Origin of the sequence: Pseudomonas sp. R5-89-07 (assembly GCF_003851685.1) — a bacterium.
Lineage (GTDB): Bacteria > Pseudomonadota > Gammaproteobacteria > Pseudomonadales > Pseudomonadaceae > Aquipseudomonas.
In genome coordinates, this window is record NZ_CP027727.1 from 5,240,535 (window position 1) to 5,257,793 (window position 17,259).

A 17,259-nucleotide genomic window follows, 5' to 3' on the forward strand; every position below is an offset into this window, starting at 1 on the left:
ATCGATACCTGCCGCATAGGAATTTTAATGTGGGAGGGGGCTTGCCCCCGATGGCGGTGTGACAGTGGATGAATGTTTCCCTGACACATTGCCATCGGCGGCAAGCCCCCTCCCACACTTGATGGAGTGGATTGTATGGGCCAATGGCTCGATAGCATCACCGGCTGGCTTACCCTCAACCCACAATGGCTGGCGGCGGCGGTGTTTATCGTCGCGTGCGTGGAGTGCCTGGCCATCGCCGGGCTGATCGTGCCGGGCACCGTGCTGTTGTTTGCGATTGCCGCACTCGCCGGCAGCGGCGCGCTGTCGTTGAGTGAAACCCTGCTGCTCGGATTTCTCGGCGGTTTATTGGGCGATGGGGTTTCCTACTACCTGGGTCGACATTTCCACCAGAACATTCGGCGCCTGCCCGGCCTTCGTCAGCATCCAGAATGGATGAATGGCGCGGAAACCTACTTCCATAAGTACGGCATCGCCAGCCTGCTGGTCGGGCGCTTCATCGGCCCGCTGCGCCCCATGCTGCCAATGGTGGCCGGTATGTGCGACATGCCGTTCCCGCGCTTCGCGGCCGTGAGCGTAGTCGCCGCAGCAGGTTGGACCGTGGCTTATCTGCTGCCGGGGTGGGCCGCCGGCGCTGCGTTCCGCCTGCCATTGCCCGAAGGTTTCTGGCCGGAAGCGGCGATTGTCGCCGCCTGCCTGGCGGTACTGCTGGGGTTGAGCCTGAACAGCAGCCTGCGCGGCCATCGTCGCGCCACCCTGTGGGTGGGCTGCGCCAGCCTGGTTCTGCTGGTCGCGCTGTTTATCGGCTACCCACACCTGAACGATTTCGACCAGGGCCTGAGCGCACTGGTGCAGGAACACCGCAGCCCATGGCTCGATCAGGTGATGGTGCAACTCACTCAGTTGGGCGAATTCAAGAAGATGTTCGTGGCCAGCGCAGTGTTCACCGGCCTGCTGTTACTGGCGCGACAGTGGCGTCACGCGGTATTCGTCGGCGCCACGCTGGCCGGCGCCGCCGTGATTAATACCGGCACCAAGCTGTTCTTCGCCCGTGGCCGCCCGGAAATCCTGATCGACCCGCTCACCAGCTTCAGCATGCCCAGCGGCCACGCCTCAGGCTCGTTTGCGTTCTTTCTGGCCCTGGCGGTACTCGCCGGTCGAGGCCAACCCACGCGGTTACGCCTGACCTGGCTGCTGCTGGGCTGCATACCCGCCGCGTTCATTGCCTTGTCACGGGTGTACCTGGGCGCTCACTGGCCCACGGACATCCTGGCCGGCACGCTGTTGGCAATGAGCGTGTGTGCGTTCAGCCTCACCGTCATTCAATACCGCAGCCCCTTGCCGCCGATGACGCAAAAAGCCTGGTGGCTGGTATTGCCTGCGGTGGTGGCCGTGCTCGCTTTCATCGCCTTTACCGGCACCTCGCACGCGCTGCTCCGGTACGCCTATTGAGCCTTGGCCTAGATCTCAGGTGAACAACTCACCCTGCAACTCATCCAGCAGCATCTGGATCGCATCCAGCCGCTGCTGCGGATCGTCCAGTTGCAGCAGGTCGACCTTGTCGGACTCGGTGAATGGCAGCAGATACGCCAGTTGGTTAGCCAGGGCCTGCTGGCCCTCGGCACGGGCATCCATATCCAGCGAAGCGACCATCGGGTGCTCCGCCAATGCCTGCAGCAGCGCCAGCAGATCGGCGTCTTCGTCTTCCAGCGGCTGGTCCGGCAGCTCTTCCAACCACTGCACCTGGGCTACCAGCAACTGGTCCTTTTGCACCTCAACGTCATATACGCGGAAACGCCGCCCGCCTTCGACACGAATGCCCAGCAAGCCGTTGTCCTGTTGCTTGAAGTCGCGGATCAGCGCTTCACAGCCGATCAGCGAGTAGCCGTCCGTGGCCATGCCGGCTTCCTTGCCGTGGAGGATGCACACCACGCCGAAGCTTTCGCCCTTTTTCATGCAGCGACTGATCATGTCCAGGTAGCGCGCCTCGAACAGTTGCAAATCGAGCGTGCAGCCAGGGAACAGCACAGTGTTGAGGGGAAACAGCGCCAGACTCATAAAGGTTTCCTTAAACCCGGTTTAAACGATCACCGACACGGCCAGCGGCAGGAATACCGCCGTGGCCACGCCCATCAAACTCATCGCCAGCGCCGCAAAGGCGCCGCACTCCTCGCTTTCCTGCAGGGCCACCGAGGTGCCGACGGCGTGGGCGGTCATGCCCAAGGCCATGCCGCGCGCCTCAGGGCTGTAGACGCCCAGGCGCGACAACAGCGCCGGGCCGACCATCGCGCCGACCACCCCGGTGATCAACACGAACACCGCCGCCAATGCCGCCACGCCACCAATCTGCTCGGCCACCAGCATGGCAATCGGCGAGGTCACCGACTTGGGCGCCATGGTCATCAGCACCCGGTGCTCGGCGCCGAACCACCAGCCCAACAGCACGCACAGGCCGGTCGCCAGCACCCCACCTATTACCAGCGTAGTAAAAATCGGCCAGAACAATTGGCGAATCCGTCGCAGGTTCAGATAAAGCGGCACCGCCAACGCTACCGTCGCAGGCCCCAGCAGAATGCCCATGATCTCGGTGCTCTTGCGGTATTCGGCGTAGCTCAGGCCGCAGCCGAGCAACACACCAATCACCAGCAACATGGAGACCAGCACCGGCTGCAGAAAGATCCAGCGGGTTTTCTCGAACGCCGCCAGCACCAGTTGATAAGCGCCCAGGGTGATGCCAATACCGAACAACGGGTGATGAATGACCGCCGTCCAGGCGCCCTGCCAGTCGAACATCATTGGTCCGTCTCCTTGCGCTTGACCATCTGTTGCATCAGCACGCCCACAACGGCCATGGCGATCACCAGCGACAGCACCAGTGCGCCAACGATGGCCCAGAAGTCTGCAACGATGTCTTTGACATACACCATCACGCCCACCGCTGGCGGTACCAGCAGTAACGGCAAATAACGCAACAGGCTGCTGGCCGCCAGGCTCAGCGGCTCGCTGACTTCACCGCGCCAGATCAAAAAGCCAAGCATCAGCAACAGGCCGATGATCGGCCCCGGCAATACCGGCAACAGCAAATGGTTGATCGCGGTGCCCATCAATTGAAACAGCACCAGCCAGGTCAGGCCACGTAACAGCATCCTCTTTGCCCCCTCAAAACCCATCCGCATTATAAGCACGCCGGCCCTATGCTCCGGCATTCGCCAAAAGCATGTCGTTGACCGGGCCGATTGCCCATGATGATCTACATTGGTTCTCTGTATCCCTTAAAAACCCCTCATCAGCGGGGGGATAAAAATGATGAACCCAGGAGAGACGCAATGCCCTATGTACCCGTAGCGCAGCTCAAAGAGTATGTCGGCAAGGAACTCGGACGTTCCGACTGGCTCACCATCGACCAGGCGCGTATCAACCTGTTTGCGGAGGCCACCGGCGATCATCAGTTCATCCACGTCGACCCGGTCAAGGCGGCGCAAACCCCGTTCGGCAGCACCATCGCCCATGGGTTTTTGTCGCTGTCGCTGATGCCCAAGCTGATGGAAGACATCCTGATCATGCCCGAAGGCCTGAAGATGGCAGTCAATTACGGCCTGGACAGCGTGCGTTTTATCCAGCCGGTGAAGGTCGGTTCCAAGGTGCGCCTGAACGTCACCCTCACCGACGTCAACGAGAAAAAACCCGGCCAGTGGCTGTTCAAGGCCACCGCCACCCTGGAAATCGAAGGCCAGGAGAAACCTGCCTACATTGCCGAATCGCTGTCACTCTGCTTCGTGTAGGACGTTGCCGGTGGCGAGGCAATAAACCTTGCCACAGTGTATGTAAATTTATGTATGAATCTTCCGGCTGCGGCATACTCGGCGCTTAATTATCCGGATCCCGTTATGCGCCCACTCGCTCCCCTTGCCCTTGCCCTGTTGCTCACCGCTTGCGGAGACGGCGAATCGCTGTTGCCGCCCGATGCGCGCCTGCCCGATGGCGGCCGCTACCGGGGCGATGTGGTCAACGGCTTGCTGCAAGGCCAGGGCCGCGTCGACTACCCCAACGGCAGCTGGTACGCCGGCGAGTTCGATAAGGGTCAGTGGCACGGCCAGGGCGAATGGCACGGCAGCAACGGCGAAGTCTACAAAGGCGAGTTCAAGCAAGGCCTGTTTGACGGCCAGGGCAGCCTGACCACCGCGGGCAGCAGCTACGTGGGCGGTTTCAAGAACGGTCGACGCAACGGCGAAGGCACCCTCAAAGAGGGCCAGATGACCTATCGCGGCGAATTCAAGGACGACCAGTATTCCGGCCTCGGGCGCCTGGAGCTGGCCGATGGCAGCCAATACCAGGGCCAATTCGCCCACGGCAAACCCAACGGCGAAGGCCAGCGCAACGACGACAGCGGCAACCAGTTCAGCGGCCACTTTGTCGATGGCCAGCTGGAAGGCAACGGTACCTTCAACAGCGCGGACGGCGATATCTACGTCGGGCAGTTCAAACAGAACCAGCTCAACGGCAAGGGTCGCTATGAAAATGCCGACGGCGACGTCTGGATCGGCCAGTTCAAGGAAGGCGCCCTGAGCGGCAAAGGCGAATTGATCGGCGTTGATGGCAGCCACTACGTGGGCCAGTTCAGTGACTGGCGCTTCAGCGGCGAAGGTCGCCTGAACCTTACCGACGGCAGCTTCTATATCGGCGGCTTCGACAGCGACAGCTATCAGGGCCGTGGCACGCTGGTACTCACCGACGGCACCGTGCAGGCCGGCACCTGGGTCAACGGCATGCGCGTGCGCGATGCCGAGGGCAAGCTGCTGCCCGACCCACTGGAGATTGGCGTACTGGCCCAGGGCCGCTTACTCGCTGACGCCCTCGCCGCCGTGCCGGCGTCCACGCCTGCCGTCGAGCTGTACACCCTGGCCTTGGCCGGCGACGGCAAGCAAAGCGTGTTCCTGCGCGAAGCCGACTACGTCAGCAACATGCTCGCCACCCGCTTCGGTGCGTATGGGCAGATCCGTCTGGTCAACCACCGTGACCATATCGCCGACCGCCCCATGGCCACCCGCGAAAACCTGCGCCGTGCCGTGCAGACCCTGGCCGAACGCAGCGGGCCGGAAGACCTGGTGTTTATCTATATGACCAGCCACGGCACCCATGAACACGAACTGGTGCTCGACCAGCCACGCATGGAACTGGCCGACCTGCCGGCCGATGAGTTGGCCGCCGTGCTCGCGCCACTGAAAAACCGCGACAAGATCATCGTGATTTCCGCCTGTTATTCCGGCGGGTTCATCCCGGCCTTGAAGGACGAACACACGCTGATCATGACCGCCTCGCGCGCCGATCGCGTGTCGTTCGGCTGCTCGGAGGAGGCAGACTTCACTTACTTCGGTGATGCCCTTTTCGCACAGGCCTTCAACCAAACGGACGATTTGCAGCACGCGTTCAAACTGGCACAACTGCACGTGGCCGAACGCGAACAGGCGGACAATTTCGAAGCCTCCGAGCCGCAGATCTGGGCCCCCAAGGGCGTGATCGCCCACTGGCAATTATTACGTAAACAGCAGGCACGAAAGGCGCTCGAAAGCGTCTCAATGAATAGCAAGGAAGCCAAAGGCAACTAAGCTGTAACGTGTAACAAGGGGGAAACACCATGTACCTGACACCGCAGCATATCTTGCTGGCCGGCGCCTCCGGCCTCACCGGCGAACACTTGCTGGACCGCCTGCTCAACGAACCTACCGTAACCCGCGTGCTGGCGCCCAGCCGCAAACCACTGGCTGAACACCCGCACCTGGAAAACCCGGTGGGCGACCCCGCCGTATTCCTGCCACAACTGAGCGGCCAGGTGGATATCGCCTTTTGCTGCCTGGGCACCACGATCAAAAAGGCCGGCTCGGAAGCGGCGTTCCGTGCCGTCGACCTGGATATGGTGGTGGCCTTCGCCAAGCGCGCACGGGAGATGGGCGCGCGGCACCTGATCGTGATCAGTGCGATTGGTGCCGACCCGAAATCCTCGGTGTTCTACAACCGGGTCAAGGGGGAGATGGAACAGGCGCTCAGGGCACAAGACTGGCCGCAACTGACCATCGTGCGGCCCTCGCTGCTGCTGGGCGAACGACTGGAACCGCGCCTGGCTGAAAAACTGGCGGGGCCGCTGTCACGCCTGATTCCCGGCAAGTACCACGGTATCGAAGTGTGCGAACTGGCCCGCGCGATGTGGCGCCTGGCGCTGGAAGAGCAGGATGGGGTGCGGGTGGTGGAGTCGGATGAGCTGCGCAAGCTCGGTAAATAAGGCCTACACAGCAATAAATGTGGGAGGGGGCTTAAGGCTTTTTGTAGGAGCGAGCTTGCTCGCGAAGAACTCAGGGCCGCCGCGTTTATCCAGAATGAACGCGTTGCCTGGACGTTTTTCGCGAGCAAGCTCGCTCCTACATTGAGGGCTTGCACCCTCCCACATTGGTTTTTGTGCTGTTGAGCGTTGCGTTACAGCCCACCGGTAGCGTTGAAGCCAACCCCCAGCACCGTCAACAGCGACAGCGGCAACAGCAAGGTATCGAGCAGCGCGCTGGCTGGCAGGTCCACATGGGGATAAGTCGGGGCCTCGGCGCCAAAACGGTCCTTGGCACAACAGCCGCCGTTGATTGCATATAAATCCAGGCGCGTGCCGGCATACACCACTGGCGCGCCAGGTTGCGCAGCATCCAGCGTGCGAGCGGTGGCGCAGCCGGTCAATTGCAGCGCCAGCACCATCAGCAACGCCTTATTCATCGCTGCTCAAATGATGCTCGCCCCAGCGCGGCAGCATGTCTTGCGGGATATTCAGCAGGTTGAGAATCCGAGCCACCACGAAATCCACCAGGTCATCGATGGTCTGCGGCTGGTGATAGAAGCCGGGCGATGCGGGCAGAATGGTCACGCCCATGTTCGACAACTTGAGCATGTGCTCCAGGTGGATGCTCGAATACGGCGCTTCACGCGGCACCAGAATCAACTGGCGGCGCTCCTTCAGGGTCACGTCCGCCGCACGCTCGATCAGATTGTTACAGGCGCCCGTGGCAATCGCCGACAGGGTGCCGGTGGAGCATGGCACCACCACCATCGCAGCCGGCGCGCCGGAGCCGGACGCGACCGGCGACATCCAGTCCTCCTTGCCATACACCTTGATCTGCCCCGCCGCCGCGCCGGTGTATTCGGTGAGGAAGGCCTGCATCATCTGCACCTTGGCAGGTAATGCCACATCGGTCTCCGTCGCCAGCACCAACTGCGCCGCCTTGGAGATCAGGAAATGCACCTCACGGTCTTCACGCACCAGGCAATCGAGCAGGCGCAGGCCATACGGCGCACCGGATGCGCCGGTCATCGCCAGGGTGACGCGTTCCGGGCCGCTCATTTGAGCGCCTCGGCCAGCTTACCGTGCAGGCCGCCGAAGCCGCCGTTGCTCATGATCACAACGTGGGTACCCGGCTTGGCCAGGTGCTTGACGTGCTCGATGATGCCCTCCAGAGAGTCACACACGGTCGAAGGCACCGTGCACTGCGCGGCGATTGCCGGCAGGTCCCAGCCAAGGTTGGCCGGTGCATACCAGACGGCCTGGTCGGCGTCATTGACGCTTTCCGGCAGGCCATCACGGTGCGCACCCAGCTTCATCGAATTGGAGCGCGGCTCGACGACGGCAATGATCTGCGCCTCACCGACGCGCTTGCGCAGGCCGTCCAGGGTGGTGGCGATGGCCGTAGGATGGTGGGCAAAGTCGTCGTAGATGGTGATCCCATTCACGTCGGCCACCTTCTCCATGCGGCGCTTCACGCTTTTGAATGCGCTCAAGGCCGCAATGCCCAGGGCCGGCGCTACGCCCACATGCCGCGCAGCCGCCAGGGTGACCAAGGCGTTGGCGACGTTATGCTGGCCGGTCATGTCCCACTCGACGACGCCCTGCGCCTCGCCTTCGAACAGCACTTCAAACCGGGAGCCGTCGTCACGCAGCAATTTGACCTGCCACTGCCCGCCCGCGCCGGTGGTTTGCACCGGGGTCCAGCAGCCCATGTCGATCACACGCTGCAACGCCGGTTCGGTGGTCGGGTGGATCACCAGGCCTTCACTCGGGATGGTGCGCACCAAGTGATGGAACTGCCGCTCGATGGCCGGCAGATCGGGGAAGATGTCGGCATGATCGAACTCAAGGTTATTCAGGATCGCGGTGCGCGGACGGTAGTGGACGAACTTGGAACGCTTGTCGAAGAACGCGCTGTCGTACTCGTCGGCCTCGATCACGAAGAACGGCGTATCGCCCAGGCGCGCCGACACCGAGAAGTTTTGCGGCACGCCGCCAATCAGGAAGCCGGGGCTCATGCCCGCATGTTCCAGCACCCAGGCCAACATACTGCTGGTGGTGGTTTTGCCGTGGGTGCCGGCAACGGCGAGCACCCAGCGCCCTTGCAGCACGTGATCGGCCAGCCACTGCGGGCCGGAAACATACGGCAAGCCTTTATTAAGGACATATTCGACCGCAGGGTTACCCCGGGACATGGCGTTGCCAATGACGACCAGGTCGGGCACCGGGTCGAATTGCGCCGGGTCATAGCCTTGCGTCAGCTCGATGCCCTGCGCTTGAAGCTGGGTACTCATGGGCGGATACACATTGGCATCGGAGCCAGTAACGTGATGGCCCAGCTCTTTGGCAAGCACCGCCATCGAGCCCATGAACGTGCCGCAGATACCAAGAATATGAATGTGCATAGTTGACCTCGTAAAACATCGAGGCAGGTTAGCGCAGGGCGTAGGAAATGGCACTCTTTAGGTCACTGTACCGAGCCCGCCGCCAGTCGACGGGCTGGCAAAACTTCAGGGTGGCCCGCACCGTTTACCGCTGAGCGAGCGAGCTGCGTGAAATGTCATACTTTCGCAGTTTTCGATACAGCGTGTTACGGCTCACCCCTAACTGCTGCGCCGTATGGCTCATGTGCCAGCGTTGCTGCTCAAGCGTCGCCAGCAACGCCGAGCGTTCGGCATCGTCCAGGGGCGAGTGTGAAAGGGCCGGCTCGGAACTCGCCGAACGAACCTGACGGATGCTCGCGGGCACATCCTCAAGCTCGATCAGGCTGGTGTCGCACAGCGCGACCAGCGTGCGCAATACCGTACGCATCTGTCGGATATTGCCCGGCCAGGCGTAGCCCAACAAAACGTCCCGCGCCGCAGGCTTCAATCCGACCGACCGCTCACCCGCTTCCTGGGCCAGCAGAAAATCCAGCAGTTGCGACTTGTCGCTGCGCTCGCGCAACGCCGGCAGGGCGATTTCCAAGCCGTTCAGGCGGTAATACAAATCCTCGCGAAAGCTGCCGTCCTGCACACGCTCCAGCAGATTTCGGTGCGTGGCGCTGATAATTCGCACGTTCACCGCCTGGGGCTCACCGCCGATGGGCACCACCAGGCGGTCTTCCAGCACTCTCAACAAACGGGTTTGCAGCGCCACGGGCATGTCGCCGATTTCATCCAGAAACAGCGTCCCGCCATCGGCCTGCTGCAGCTTGCCGCGCATGCCTTCCTTGAGGGCTCCGGTGAAACTGCCGCCGCGATAGCCAAACAGCTCGCTTTCGATCAGGTTTTCCGGAATGGCCGCGCAGTTGAGTGCAACGAAGGCCTTGCCGGAACGCTGGCTGGCCTGATGCACGGCCTTGGCGAACGCCTCTTTCCCGCAGCCGGTTTCACCGTTGATCAGCAGCGGCACATCGCGCTCGAACACCCGCAGCGCCTTGCGCATGTCGTCCTGCAGCGCCGGGTCGCCCAGGCAGATACCTGCAAGCGGTGGCTTCTCAGGCCTCGTAATCGGGGTCGGCAAACGGCGCGGCTGGCCTCGCAAGGCAGCAAACAAACTCCGCCCGCTACGGGTACGCAATGGCCAACTGGCTGTCGCATTGGCGCTGGCGCGGCTCAACAATTGGTCCAGCGAGCAATCGAAAAAGGCTTCCACCGGCTGCCCCAGCAAACCGCTACGCGCGTGCCCGAGCAGGTTCAGCGCGCTCTGGTTGGCCGCGCAGATGCGCCCTTCCCCGTCGAACGCCAGCAGGCCTTCGCTGAACAGGCCCACCGACTCGGCCTGCAGGTGAAAGCGCAGCAGCCAGTGGTGTTCAAAGTGGCGCAGGAAATAGCAGCTTTCAATCATCTTGGCCGACAGATTGACCAGCGCCATGGTATGGAACTGGCTCTGGCGCGACACGGCTTCGCGCGCCGACGACACGTCCAGCACCGCCAGCAGTTCACCATGAGGGTCGAACACCGGGCTCGCCGAACAGGTCAGCCCGGTGTGTCGGCCGCGAAAATGTTCGTCACGGTGAATCGTCACGGACTGGCGCTCCACCAGGCACGTGCCGATGCCGTTGGTGCCCTCGCGGGCCTCGCTCCAATCCGCGCCCAGCCACAACCCGGCGCGCTCGAAAATCTTGCGCTCGGACGGCGCGGTGACGCAATTGAGGATCACCCCGCGCGCGTCGGTGAGCAGCACCGCATGGCCAGCCCCCGAGAGCTGCTGATGCAGGCTGTTCATCTCGTTGCCGGCAATGTGCAGCACTTGCTGGAGGCGTTCGCGGCTTTCCAGCAGGCGGCCCTGTTCAAGCACGGTGGGGGCGATGGTCTGCGCGGGGTCGAGGTGGTAGTCCTCCAGGCAGCGCAGCCAGGAGCGAGCAATCGACGGATCGCTGGCGGGGCCTTGGGCGAGGTCATGCCCACGGGCGACGGTCAAGACTTGCTGGGCATGGCGGCTGAACTGATCGTTGTGCATGTTCTTATTATTCTCCCTGCGTGAGAGCGCCCAGCATCCTCCAGGCCTGCGGCCATTGCAATCCTGTGCCGACCCGTCGGTCACGAGCTGTACCGTTTATGGCACAAAGTGTCACCGCGCCTGTACCAAGCGGGTGACAGCAACGCCCGGTAACAAACCCCAACCCATTGAATTGCCTGGCCTGCAACGCAGTGGCCCAACCTTTGCTCTACGCTTTATCACGCGCTTGCCGCGCTCTACTCCAATAAACATAAAAGCAGGAGATGCCCACCATGCGTTATGCACACCCCGGTACTGAAGGCGCTGTCGTTTCGTTCAAGGCCAAGTATGGCAACTACATCGGTGGCGAATTTGTTGCGCCGGTCGATGGCAATTACTTCACCAATACCTCGCCGGTCAACGGCAAGCCCATCGCCGAATTCCCGCGCTCCACTGCCAAAGACATCGACAAGGCGCTGGACGCCGCCCACGCTGCCGCTGACGCCTGGGGCAAGACTTCGGCCCAGGACCGCTCGCTGGTATTGCTGAAAATCGCCGACCGCATCGAACAGAACCTCGAACTGCTGGCCATCACCGAAACCTGGGACAACGGCAAGGCCGTGCGTGAAACCCTCAACGCCGACATCCCGCTGGCCGCCGACCACTTCCGCTACTTCGCTGGCTGCATCCGTGCCCAGGAAGGCAGCAGCGCCGAAATCAACGAACACACCGCCGCCTATCACTTCCACGAACCGCTGGGCGTGGTCGGCCAAATCATCCCGTGGAACTTCCCCCTGCTGATGGCGGCGTGGAAACTCGCCCCGGCCCTGGCCGCGGGTAACTGCGTGGTGCTCAAGCCGGCCGAGCAAACGCCGCTGGGGATCAACGTGCTGATGGAACTGATCGGCGACCTGCTGCCGCCCGGCGTGCTCAACGTGGTGCACGGCTTCGGCAAGGAAGCTGGCGAAGCCCTGGCCACCAGCAAGCGCATCGCCAAGATCGCCTTCACCGGCTCTACCCCGGTGGGCTCGCACATCATGCATGCGGCGGCCGAGAACATCATTCCGTCCACCGTTGAGCTGGGGGGCAAGTCGCCGAACATTTTCTTCGCCGACATCATGAAAGCCGAACCGCAATTCATCGAGAAAGCCGCCGAAGGCCTGGTGCTGGCGTTCTTCAACCAGGGCGAGGTGTGCACCTGCCCATCGCGCGCGCTGGTGGAAGAGTCGATCTACGACGACTTCATGAAAGTGGTGATGAAGAAGATCGAGTCGATCAAGCGTGGCGACCCGCTGGACACCGACACCATGGTCGGCGCCCAGGCGTCTGAGCAGCAGTTCGACAAGATCCTCTCCTACCTGGAAATCGCCAAGGGCGAAGGCGCGCAGTTGCTCACCGGCGGCAAGGTCGAGAAACTCAGCGGCGACCTGGCCACCGGCTATTACATCCAGCCGACCCTGCTCAAGGGCACCAACGACATGCGCGTGTTCCAGGAAGAAATCTTCGGCCCGGTGGTAAGCATCACCACCTTCAAGGACGAAGCCGAAGCCCTGGCGATTGCCAACGACACCGAGTTCGGCCTGGGCGCCGGCCTGTGGACCCGCGACATCAACCGCGCCTACCGCATGGGCCGCGCGATCAAGGCGGGCCGCGTGTGGACCAACTGCTACCACCTGTACCCGGCGCATGCCGCGTTTGGCGGTTACAAGAAGTCCGGTGTGGGCCGTGAGACGCACAAGATGATGTTGGACCATTACCAGCAAACCAAGAACTTGCTGGTGAGCTACGACATTAATCCGCTGGGCTTTTTCTAACTAACTGAGCATCCCCTCCCACATTTATGCATGCAACTAAAAATGTGGGAGGGGGCTTGCCCCCGATAGCAATGGACCAGCCAACCATTCAATAACTGATATACCGCCATCGGGAGCAAGCCCCCTCCCACACTTAGTTCTTTATAAGTACTTGCGAACTGCATTCGGCCCACAGAGGTCGAGTTAAAACAATAACAACGAAAGGTACTTCCCCATGCCTAGCGAACCCACTGGATCTTCCGTCGACTTCGAAAAAGTCGGCACCGACTACTTTCAACAACGCGAACTTAAAAAAGGCGCTGCCGGCTGGGTGCTGTTAGTCGGCCTCGGCGTCGCCTACGTGATTTCCGGCGACTACGCCGGCTGGAACTTCGGCCTGGCCCAGGGCGGCTGGGGCGGGATGTTTCTCGCCACATTGCTGATGGCCACCATGTACCTGTGCATGTGCTTTTCACTCGCCGAACTGTCTTCGATGATTCCCACCGCTGGCGGCGGCTATGGCTTTGCCCGCAGCGCGTTCGGCCCCTGGGGCGGGTTCCTTACGGGCACGGCGATCCTGATCGAATACGCCATCGCGCCCGCCGCCATCGCGGTGTTTATCGGCGCGTACTGCGAGTCGCTGTTCGGCATTGGCGGCTGGATGATCTACCTGGCGTTCTACATCATCTTTATCGGCATCCACATCTTCGGGGTGGGTGAAGCGTTGAAGCTGATGTTCGTGATTACCGCCATCGCAGCCATCGCGCTGGGTGTGTTTCTGGTGTCGATGGTGCCGCACTTCAACATCGCCAACCTGCTGGATATCCCGGTGAGCGAAGCCAAGGGCGCCAGCAGCTTCCTGCCGTTCGGCTACGTCGGCGTGTGGGCGGCGATCCCCTATGCGATCTGGTTTTTCCTCGCGGTAGAAGGCGTGCCCCTGGCCGCTGAAGAAACCAAGAACCCCAAGCGCGACCTGCCGCGCGGGCTGATCGGCGCGATTGTAGTGCTGACCAGTTTCGCCCTGCTGATCCTCGTGATTGCACCGGGTGGTGCAGGCACTTACGCCCTGATCAAATCCGGCAACCCTCTGGTGGAAGCGCTGGCGTTGTCCTACGGCGGTTCGACCTGGATGGGCAGCTTCGTCAACCTGGTGGGCCTGGCCGGCTTGATCGCGAGCTTTTTCTCGATCATCTACGCCTATTCCCGGCAGATCTTCGCCTTGTCCCGCGCCGGCTACCTGCCGCGCAAACTCTCCGAAACCAACAAGAGCAAGGCGCCGGTACTGGCGCTGGTGATCCCCGGCATCATCGGTTTTGGCCTGTCGCTGACCGGCCAGGGCGACCTGCTGATTCTGGTGGCGGTGTTCGGCGCCACCATTTCCTACGTGTTGATGATGGCCGCGCACATCACCCTGCGCATCCGTCGCCCTAAAATGGAGCGTCCGTATCGCACGCCGGGCGGCATCTTCACCTCGGGCGTGGCGCTGGTGCTGGCCTGTGTGGCCGTGGTGGCGGGCTTCCTGGTGGATCCGCGCGTGGTGATTGGCGCGGCGATCATCTATGGAGTATTAATTGCTTACTTTGCTTTCTACAGCCGGCATCACTTGGTAGCAGGCACGCCGGAAGAAGAATTCGCGGCGATCCAGGCCGCAGAGGCCGCCTTGCACTAACTGCCGTAAACCTCGACGCGGGCGCCTTGCCCGCGTCGTCAAGGAGACACTGTATGGCAAGCTTTTCCCACGCGGTGGGTGCACAGACTTACCGCTTCGACAGCCTCAAGGACCTGATGGCCAAGGCCAGCCCGGCGCGCTCCGGCGACTTCCTGGCCGGCGTGGCTGCGCACAATGATGGCGAACGGGTCGCGGCCCAAATGGCGCTGGCGAACACCCCGTTGAAGCACTTCCTGGAAGAGGCGCTGATTCCCTATGAAAGCGATGAAGTCACCCGGCTGATCATCGACACCCACGACAAACAGGCCTTCGCCACCGTCAGCCACCTGACCGTCGGCGGCCTGCGCGACTGGCTGCTCAGCGACGCAGCCGACGAACACTCCCTACGCGCACTGGCGCCGGGGCTGACACCGGAAATGGCCGCCGCCGTGTCCAAGATCATGCGCGTGCAGGACCTGGTGCTGGTGGCGCAGAAGATCCGCGTGGTCACCCAGTTTCGCGGCACCATGGGTTTGCGCGGGCGCCTGTCGACGCGCCTGCAACCCAACCACCCCACTGACGAACCGGCCGGCATTGCCGCCAGCATTCTCGACGGCCTGCTCTACGGCAACGGCGACGCGATGATTGGCATCAACCCGGCCACCGACAGCATCGCCTCGATCTGCGCCATGCTGGAAATGCTCGACGCAATCATCCAGCGCTACGACATCCCCACCCAGGCCTGCGTGCTGACCCACGTCACCACCTCCATCGAGGCGATCAACCGTGGCGTGCCGCTGGACCTGGTGTTCCAGTCGATTGCCGGCACCGAAGCGGCCAACGCCAGCTTCGGCATCAGCCTGAGCCTGTTGCAGGAAGGCTACGACGCGGGTTTGAGCCTCAAGCGCGGCACCCTGGGCCAGAACCTGATGTATTTCGAAACCGGCCAGGGCAGTGCCTTGTCGGCCAACGCGCACTTTGGCGTGGACCAGCAAACCTGTGAAACCCGCGCCTACGCGGTGGCCCGGCATTTCAAGCCGTTTCTGGTGAACACCGTGGTCGGTTTTATCGGCCCCGAGTACCTGTACAACGGCAAGCAGATCATCCGCGCCGGTCTCGAAGACCATTTCTGCGGCAAGCTGCTCGGCGTGCCGATGGGGTGCGACATCTGCTACACCAACCACGCCGAAGCCGACCAGGACGACATGGACACCCTGCTGACCCTGCTCGGCGTGGCCGGGATCAACTTCATCATGGGCATCCCCGGCTCCGACGACATCATGCTCAACTACCAGACCACCTCCTTCCACGACGCGCTGTACGCCCGCCAGACACTGGGCTTGAAACCGGCGCCGGAGTTCGAGCAGTGGCTGGCGAAAATGGGCATCTTTACGCAAGCCGACGGCAAGGTACGCTTCGGCAACAACCTGCCACCGGCATTTCGCCACGCGTTGGCGCAACTGGGATGAAGGAGCCGCCTGTGCAACTCGACCTGCCTGACAACCCCTGGCTGCAACTGCGCCGCCTGACCCCGGCGCGCATTGCCCTGGGCCGCACCGGCACCAGCATTCCCACCAGCGCGCAACTGGACTTCCAGTTGGCCCACGCCCAGGCGCGGGACGCGGTGCACCTGCCCTTCGATCATGAAGGGCTGAGCCGCCAATTCGCCGAGCGCGGCCGTGACAGCCTGTTGCTGCACAGCGCCGCCACGGACCGGCATACCTACCTGCAGCGCCCGGACCTCGGGCGCCGCCTGAGTGATGAGTCGGCGCAAACCCTGCGCGACTACGCTTTAGCACACCCCGATGGCGTGGACCTGGCAATCGTGGTGGCCGATGGCCTGTCGGCGCTGGCCGTGCATAAACATACCGCCCCGTTTCTGACACGCCTGGAAGAACAGACCCACGCCGAAGGCTGGTCGCTGTCACCGGTGATCCTGGTCGAACAGGGCCGGGTCGCCGTGGCCGATGAGATCGGGCAACTGCTCGGCGCCAAAATGGTGGTGATCCTGATCGGCGAACGGCCGGGGCTCAGTTCGCCGGACAGCCTGGGCCTGTATTTCACCTACAACCCCAAGGTCGGCCTCACCGACGCCTACCGCAACTGCATCTCCAACGTGCGCCTGGAAGGCCTGAGTTACGGAATGGCGGCCCATCGCCTGCTGTACCTGATGCGAGAGGCGTGTCGCCGGCAGCTGTCCGGGGTCAATCTCAAGGACGAGGCTCAACTGCAGACCCTGGAGTCGGATGACCCGGACCTGATGAAAGGCAATTTCCTGCTCAGCCCGCCTGTGGGCTGATCGCGGCACGATTGCGCTTTTTCGCGACGTTAGGCAGCATCGAGTCACGGCCGCGCGTGTGGTCATCCCCCATTTGGAAGTTGAGGCCTGGCATGCGGATTACTCAAGCGACCCTGGAACACCTGGACCTGCTCACCCCGCTGTTCGTCAAATACCGCGAGTTCTACGGGGCCCTGCCATTCCCGGACTCGTCGCGGGCCTTTCTGGAAAAGCGCCTGCGACGCAAGGAATCGGTGATCTACCTGGCGCTGGCCGATGATGATGACAAGCGGCTGCTGGGGTTCTGCCAGCTGTACCCGAGCTTTTCTTCGTTGTCGCTCAAACGGGTGTGGATCCTCAACGACATCTATGTGGCCGAAGACGCACGCCGGCAACTGGTCGCCGACAACCTGATGCGCACCGCCAAGAAAATGGCCAAGGAAACCCACGCCGTGCGGCTGCGGGTATCCACCAGCAGCGACAATGACGTGGCGCAGAAGACCTACGAGTCGATTGGCTTTCGCGAAGACACCGAATTCAAAAACTACGTGCTGCCGATCAACGAAGAATAACCCCCGGGCCCCTGTGGGAGGGGGCTTGCCCCCGATAGCAGTGTGTCAGCCAACATTAATATCACTGACCCACCGCCATCGGGGGCAAGCCCCCTCCCACATTAATCCGGCACCAACCCCTTCACAATTTCGCGACACTCCCCGCTACAAAAGCCACACGCTTTTCACCTCTCAATCCGTATAATGCGCACCTCTCAGGGTTGTAAGAATCTCGACATACACGTGTAGCC

16 protein-coding genes are annotated in these 17,259 nt (G+C 62.2%); 9 read left to right on the plus strand and 7 right to left on the minus strand.

All coding sequences use genetic code 11. The annotated features are described in order from the left end of the window. Positions 1-135: 135 nt before the first annotated feature. Positions 136-1,452 (plus strand): bifunctional DedA family/phosphatase PAP2 family protein, encoded by a 1,317-nt coding sequence (locus tag C4J94_RS23945; protein ID WP_124388352.1) that lies wholly within the window; start codon positions 136-138, stop codon positions 1,450-1,452. 15 nt (positions 1,453-1,467) lie between these two features. Here C4J94_RS23945 and C4J94_RS23950 read toward each other — a convergent pair whose 3' ends face one another. From C4J94_RS23950 to C4J94_RS23960, 3 genes are read right to left on the minus strand one after another with little or no spacing between them, the layout of a single operon-like run. Beyond that, the gene (locus C4J94_RS23950) at positions 1,468-2,058 is read right to left on the minus strand and encodes an LON peptidase substrate-binding domain-containing protein (protein ID WP_124388353.1); all 591 of its coding nucleotides are present in this window, start codon (positions 2,056-2,058) and stop codon (positions 1,468-1,470) included. Positions 2,059-2,079: 21 nt separating this feature from the next. Continuing rightward, complete coding sequence (locus C4J94_RS23955; RefSeq protein WP_124388354.1) at positions 2,080-2,796, minus strand: LrgB family protein; 717 nt, start codon at positions 2,794-2,796, stop codon at positions 2,080-2,082. After that, positions 2,793-3,146 carry a CidA/LrgA family protein gene (locus C4J94_RS23960; RefSeq protein WP_124388355.1) on the minus strand — a complete coding sequence of 118 codons (354 nt, stop codon included), beginning with the start codon at positions 3,144-3,146 and terminating at the stop codon, positions 2,793-2,795. The genes C4J94_RS23955 and C4J94_RS23960 overlap by 4 nt, the downstream gene beginning before the upstream one ends. Before the next feature lie 180 nt (positions 3,147-3,326). Here C4J94_RS23960 and C4J94_RS23965 point away from each other — a divergent pair, with 180 nt between their 5' ends. From C4J94_RS23965 to C4J94_RS23975, 3 genes are all read left to right on the plus strand, one after another. After that, a complete protein-coding gene (locus C4J94_RS23965) occupies positions 3,327-3,782 on the plus strand; it encodes a MaoC family dehydratase (RefSeq protein ID WP_124388356.1) in 456 nt (151 codons plus the stop codon). 105 nt (positions 3,783-3,887) lie between these two features. Next, complete coding sequence (locus tag C4J94_RS23970) at positions 3,888-5,606, plus strand: C13 family peptidase (RefSeq protein ID WP_124388357.1); 1,719 nt, start codon at positions 3,888-3,890, stop codon at positions 5,604-5,606. 29 nt (positions 5,607-5,635) lie between these two features. Beyond that, complete coding sequence (locus C4J94_RS23975) at positions 5,636-6,277, plus strand: oxidoreductase (RefSeq protein ID WP_124388358.1); 642 nt, start codon at positions 5,636-5,638, stop codon at positions 6,275-6,277. A gap of 191 nt (positions 6,278-6,468) precedes the next feature. Here C4J94_RS23975 and C4J94_RS23980 read toward each other — a convergent pair whose 3' ends face one another. From C4J94_RS23980 to C4J94_RS23995, 4 genes are all read right to left on the minus strand, one after another. After that, positions 6,469-6,753, minus strand: coding sequence for a YceK/YidQ family lipoprotein (locus tag C4J94_RS23980; protein ID WP_124388359.1), 285 nt, complete (start codon positions 6,751-6,753; stop codon positions 6,469-6,471). Further along, positions 6,746-7,375, minus strand: coding sequence for a flavin prenyltransferase UbiX (ubiX, locus tag C4J94_RS23985; RefSeq protein ID WP_065910043.1), 630 nt, complete (start codon positions 7,373-7,375; stop codon positions 6,746-6,748). Before ubiX ends, C4J94_RS23980 begins: the two co-directional genes overlap by 8 nt. Next, the gene (gene mpl, locus C4J94_RS23990; protein WP_124388360.1) at positions 7,372-8,721 is read right to left on the minus strand and encodes a UDP-N-acetylmuramate:L-alanyl-gamma-D-glutamyl-meso-diaminopimelate ligase; all 1,350 of its coding nucleotides are present in this window, start codon (positions 8,719-8,721) and stop codon (positions 7,372-7,374) included. The genes ubiX and mpl overlap by 4 nt, the downstream gene beginning before the upstream one ends. A gap of 124 nt (positions 8,722-8,845) precedes the next feature. Continuing rightward, positions 8,846-10,759 carry a sigma-54-dependent Fis family transcriptional regulator gene (locus tag C4J94_RS23995; RefSeq protein ID WP_124388361.1) on the minus strand — a complete coding sequence of 638 codons (1,914 nt, stop codon included), beginning with the start codon at positions 10,757-10,759 and terminating at the stop codon, positions 8,846-8,848. A 272-nt stretch (positions 10,760-11,031) separates the two neighbouring features. Between C4J94_RS23995 and C4J94_RS24000 the strand changes: the two genes are divergently transcribed. The 5 genes from C4J94_RS24000 (at position 11,032) to C4J94_RS24020 (ending at position 17,029) form a co-directional block, all read left to right on the plus strand. Next, positions 11,032-12,552: an aldehyde dehydrogenase family protein gene (locus tag C4J94_RS24000; RefSeq protein ID WP_124388362.1), complete on the plus strand. Its 1,521-nt coding sequence runs from the start codon at positions 11,032-11,034 to the stop codon at positions 12,550-12,552. A gap of 214 nt (positions 12,553-12,766) precedes the next feature. Next, positions 12,767-14,200: an ethanolamine permease gene (eat, locus tag C4J94_RS24005; protein WP_124388363.1), complete on the plus strand. Its 1,434-nt coding sequence runs from the start codon at positions 12,767-12,769 to the stop codon at positions 14,198-14,200. Between the two features lie 53 nt (positions 14,201-14,253). Then, complete coding sequence (locus C4J94_RS24010; RefSeq protein ID WP_124388364.1) at positions 14,254-15,648, plus strand: ethanolamine ammonia-lyase subunit EutB; 1,395 nt, start codon at positions 14,254-14,256, stop codon at positions 15,646-15,648. Next, on the plus strand, positions 15,645-16,478 hold the full coding sequence (eutC, locus tag C4J94_RS24015; RefSeq protein WP_124388365.1) for an ethanolamine ammonia-lyase subunit EutC: 834 nt from the start codon (positions 15,645-15,647) through the stop codon (positions 16,476-16,478). The genes C4J94_RS24010 and eutC overlap by 4 nt, the downstream gene beginning before the upstream one ends. 92 nt (positions 16,479-16,570) lie before the next feature. Continuing rightward, on the plus strand, positions 16,571-17,029 hold the full coding sequence (locus C4J94_RS24020) for an N-acetyltransferase (protein ID WP_034117713.1): 459 nt from the start codon (positions 16,571-16,573) through the stop codon (positions 17,027-17,029). Positions 17,030-17,259: the final 230 nt, after the last annotated feature.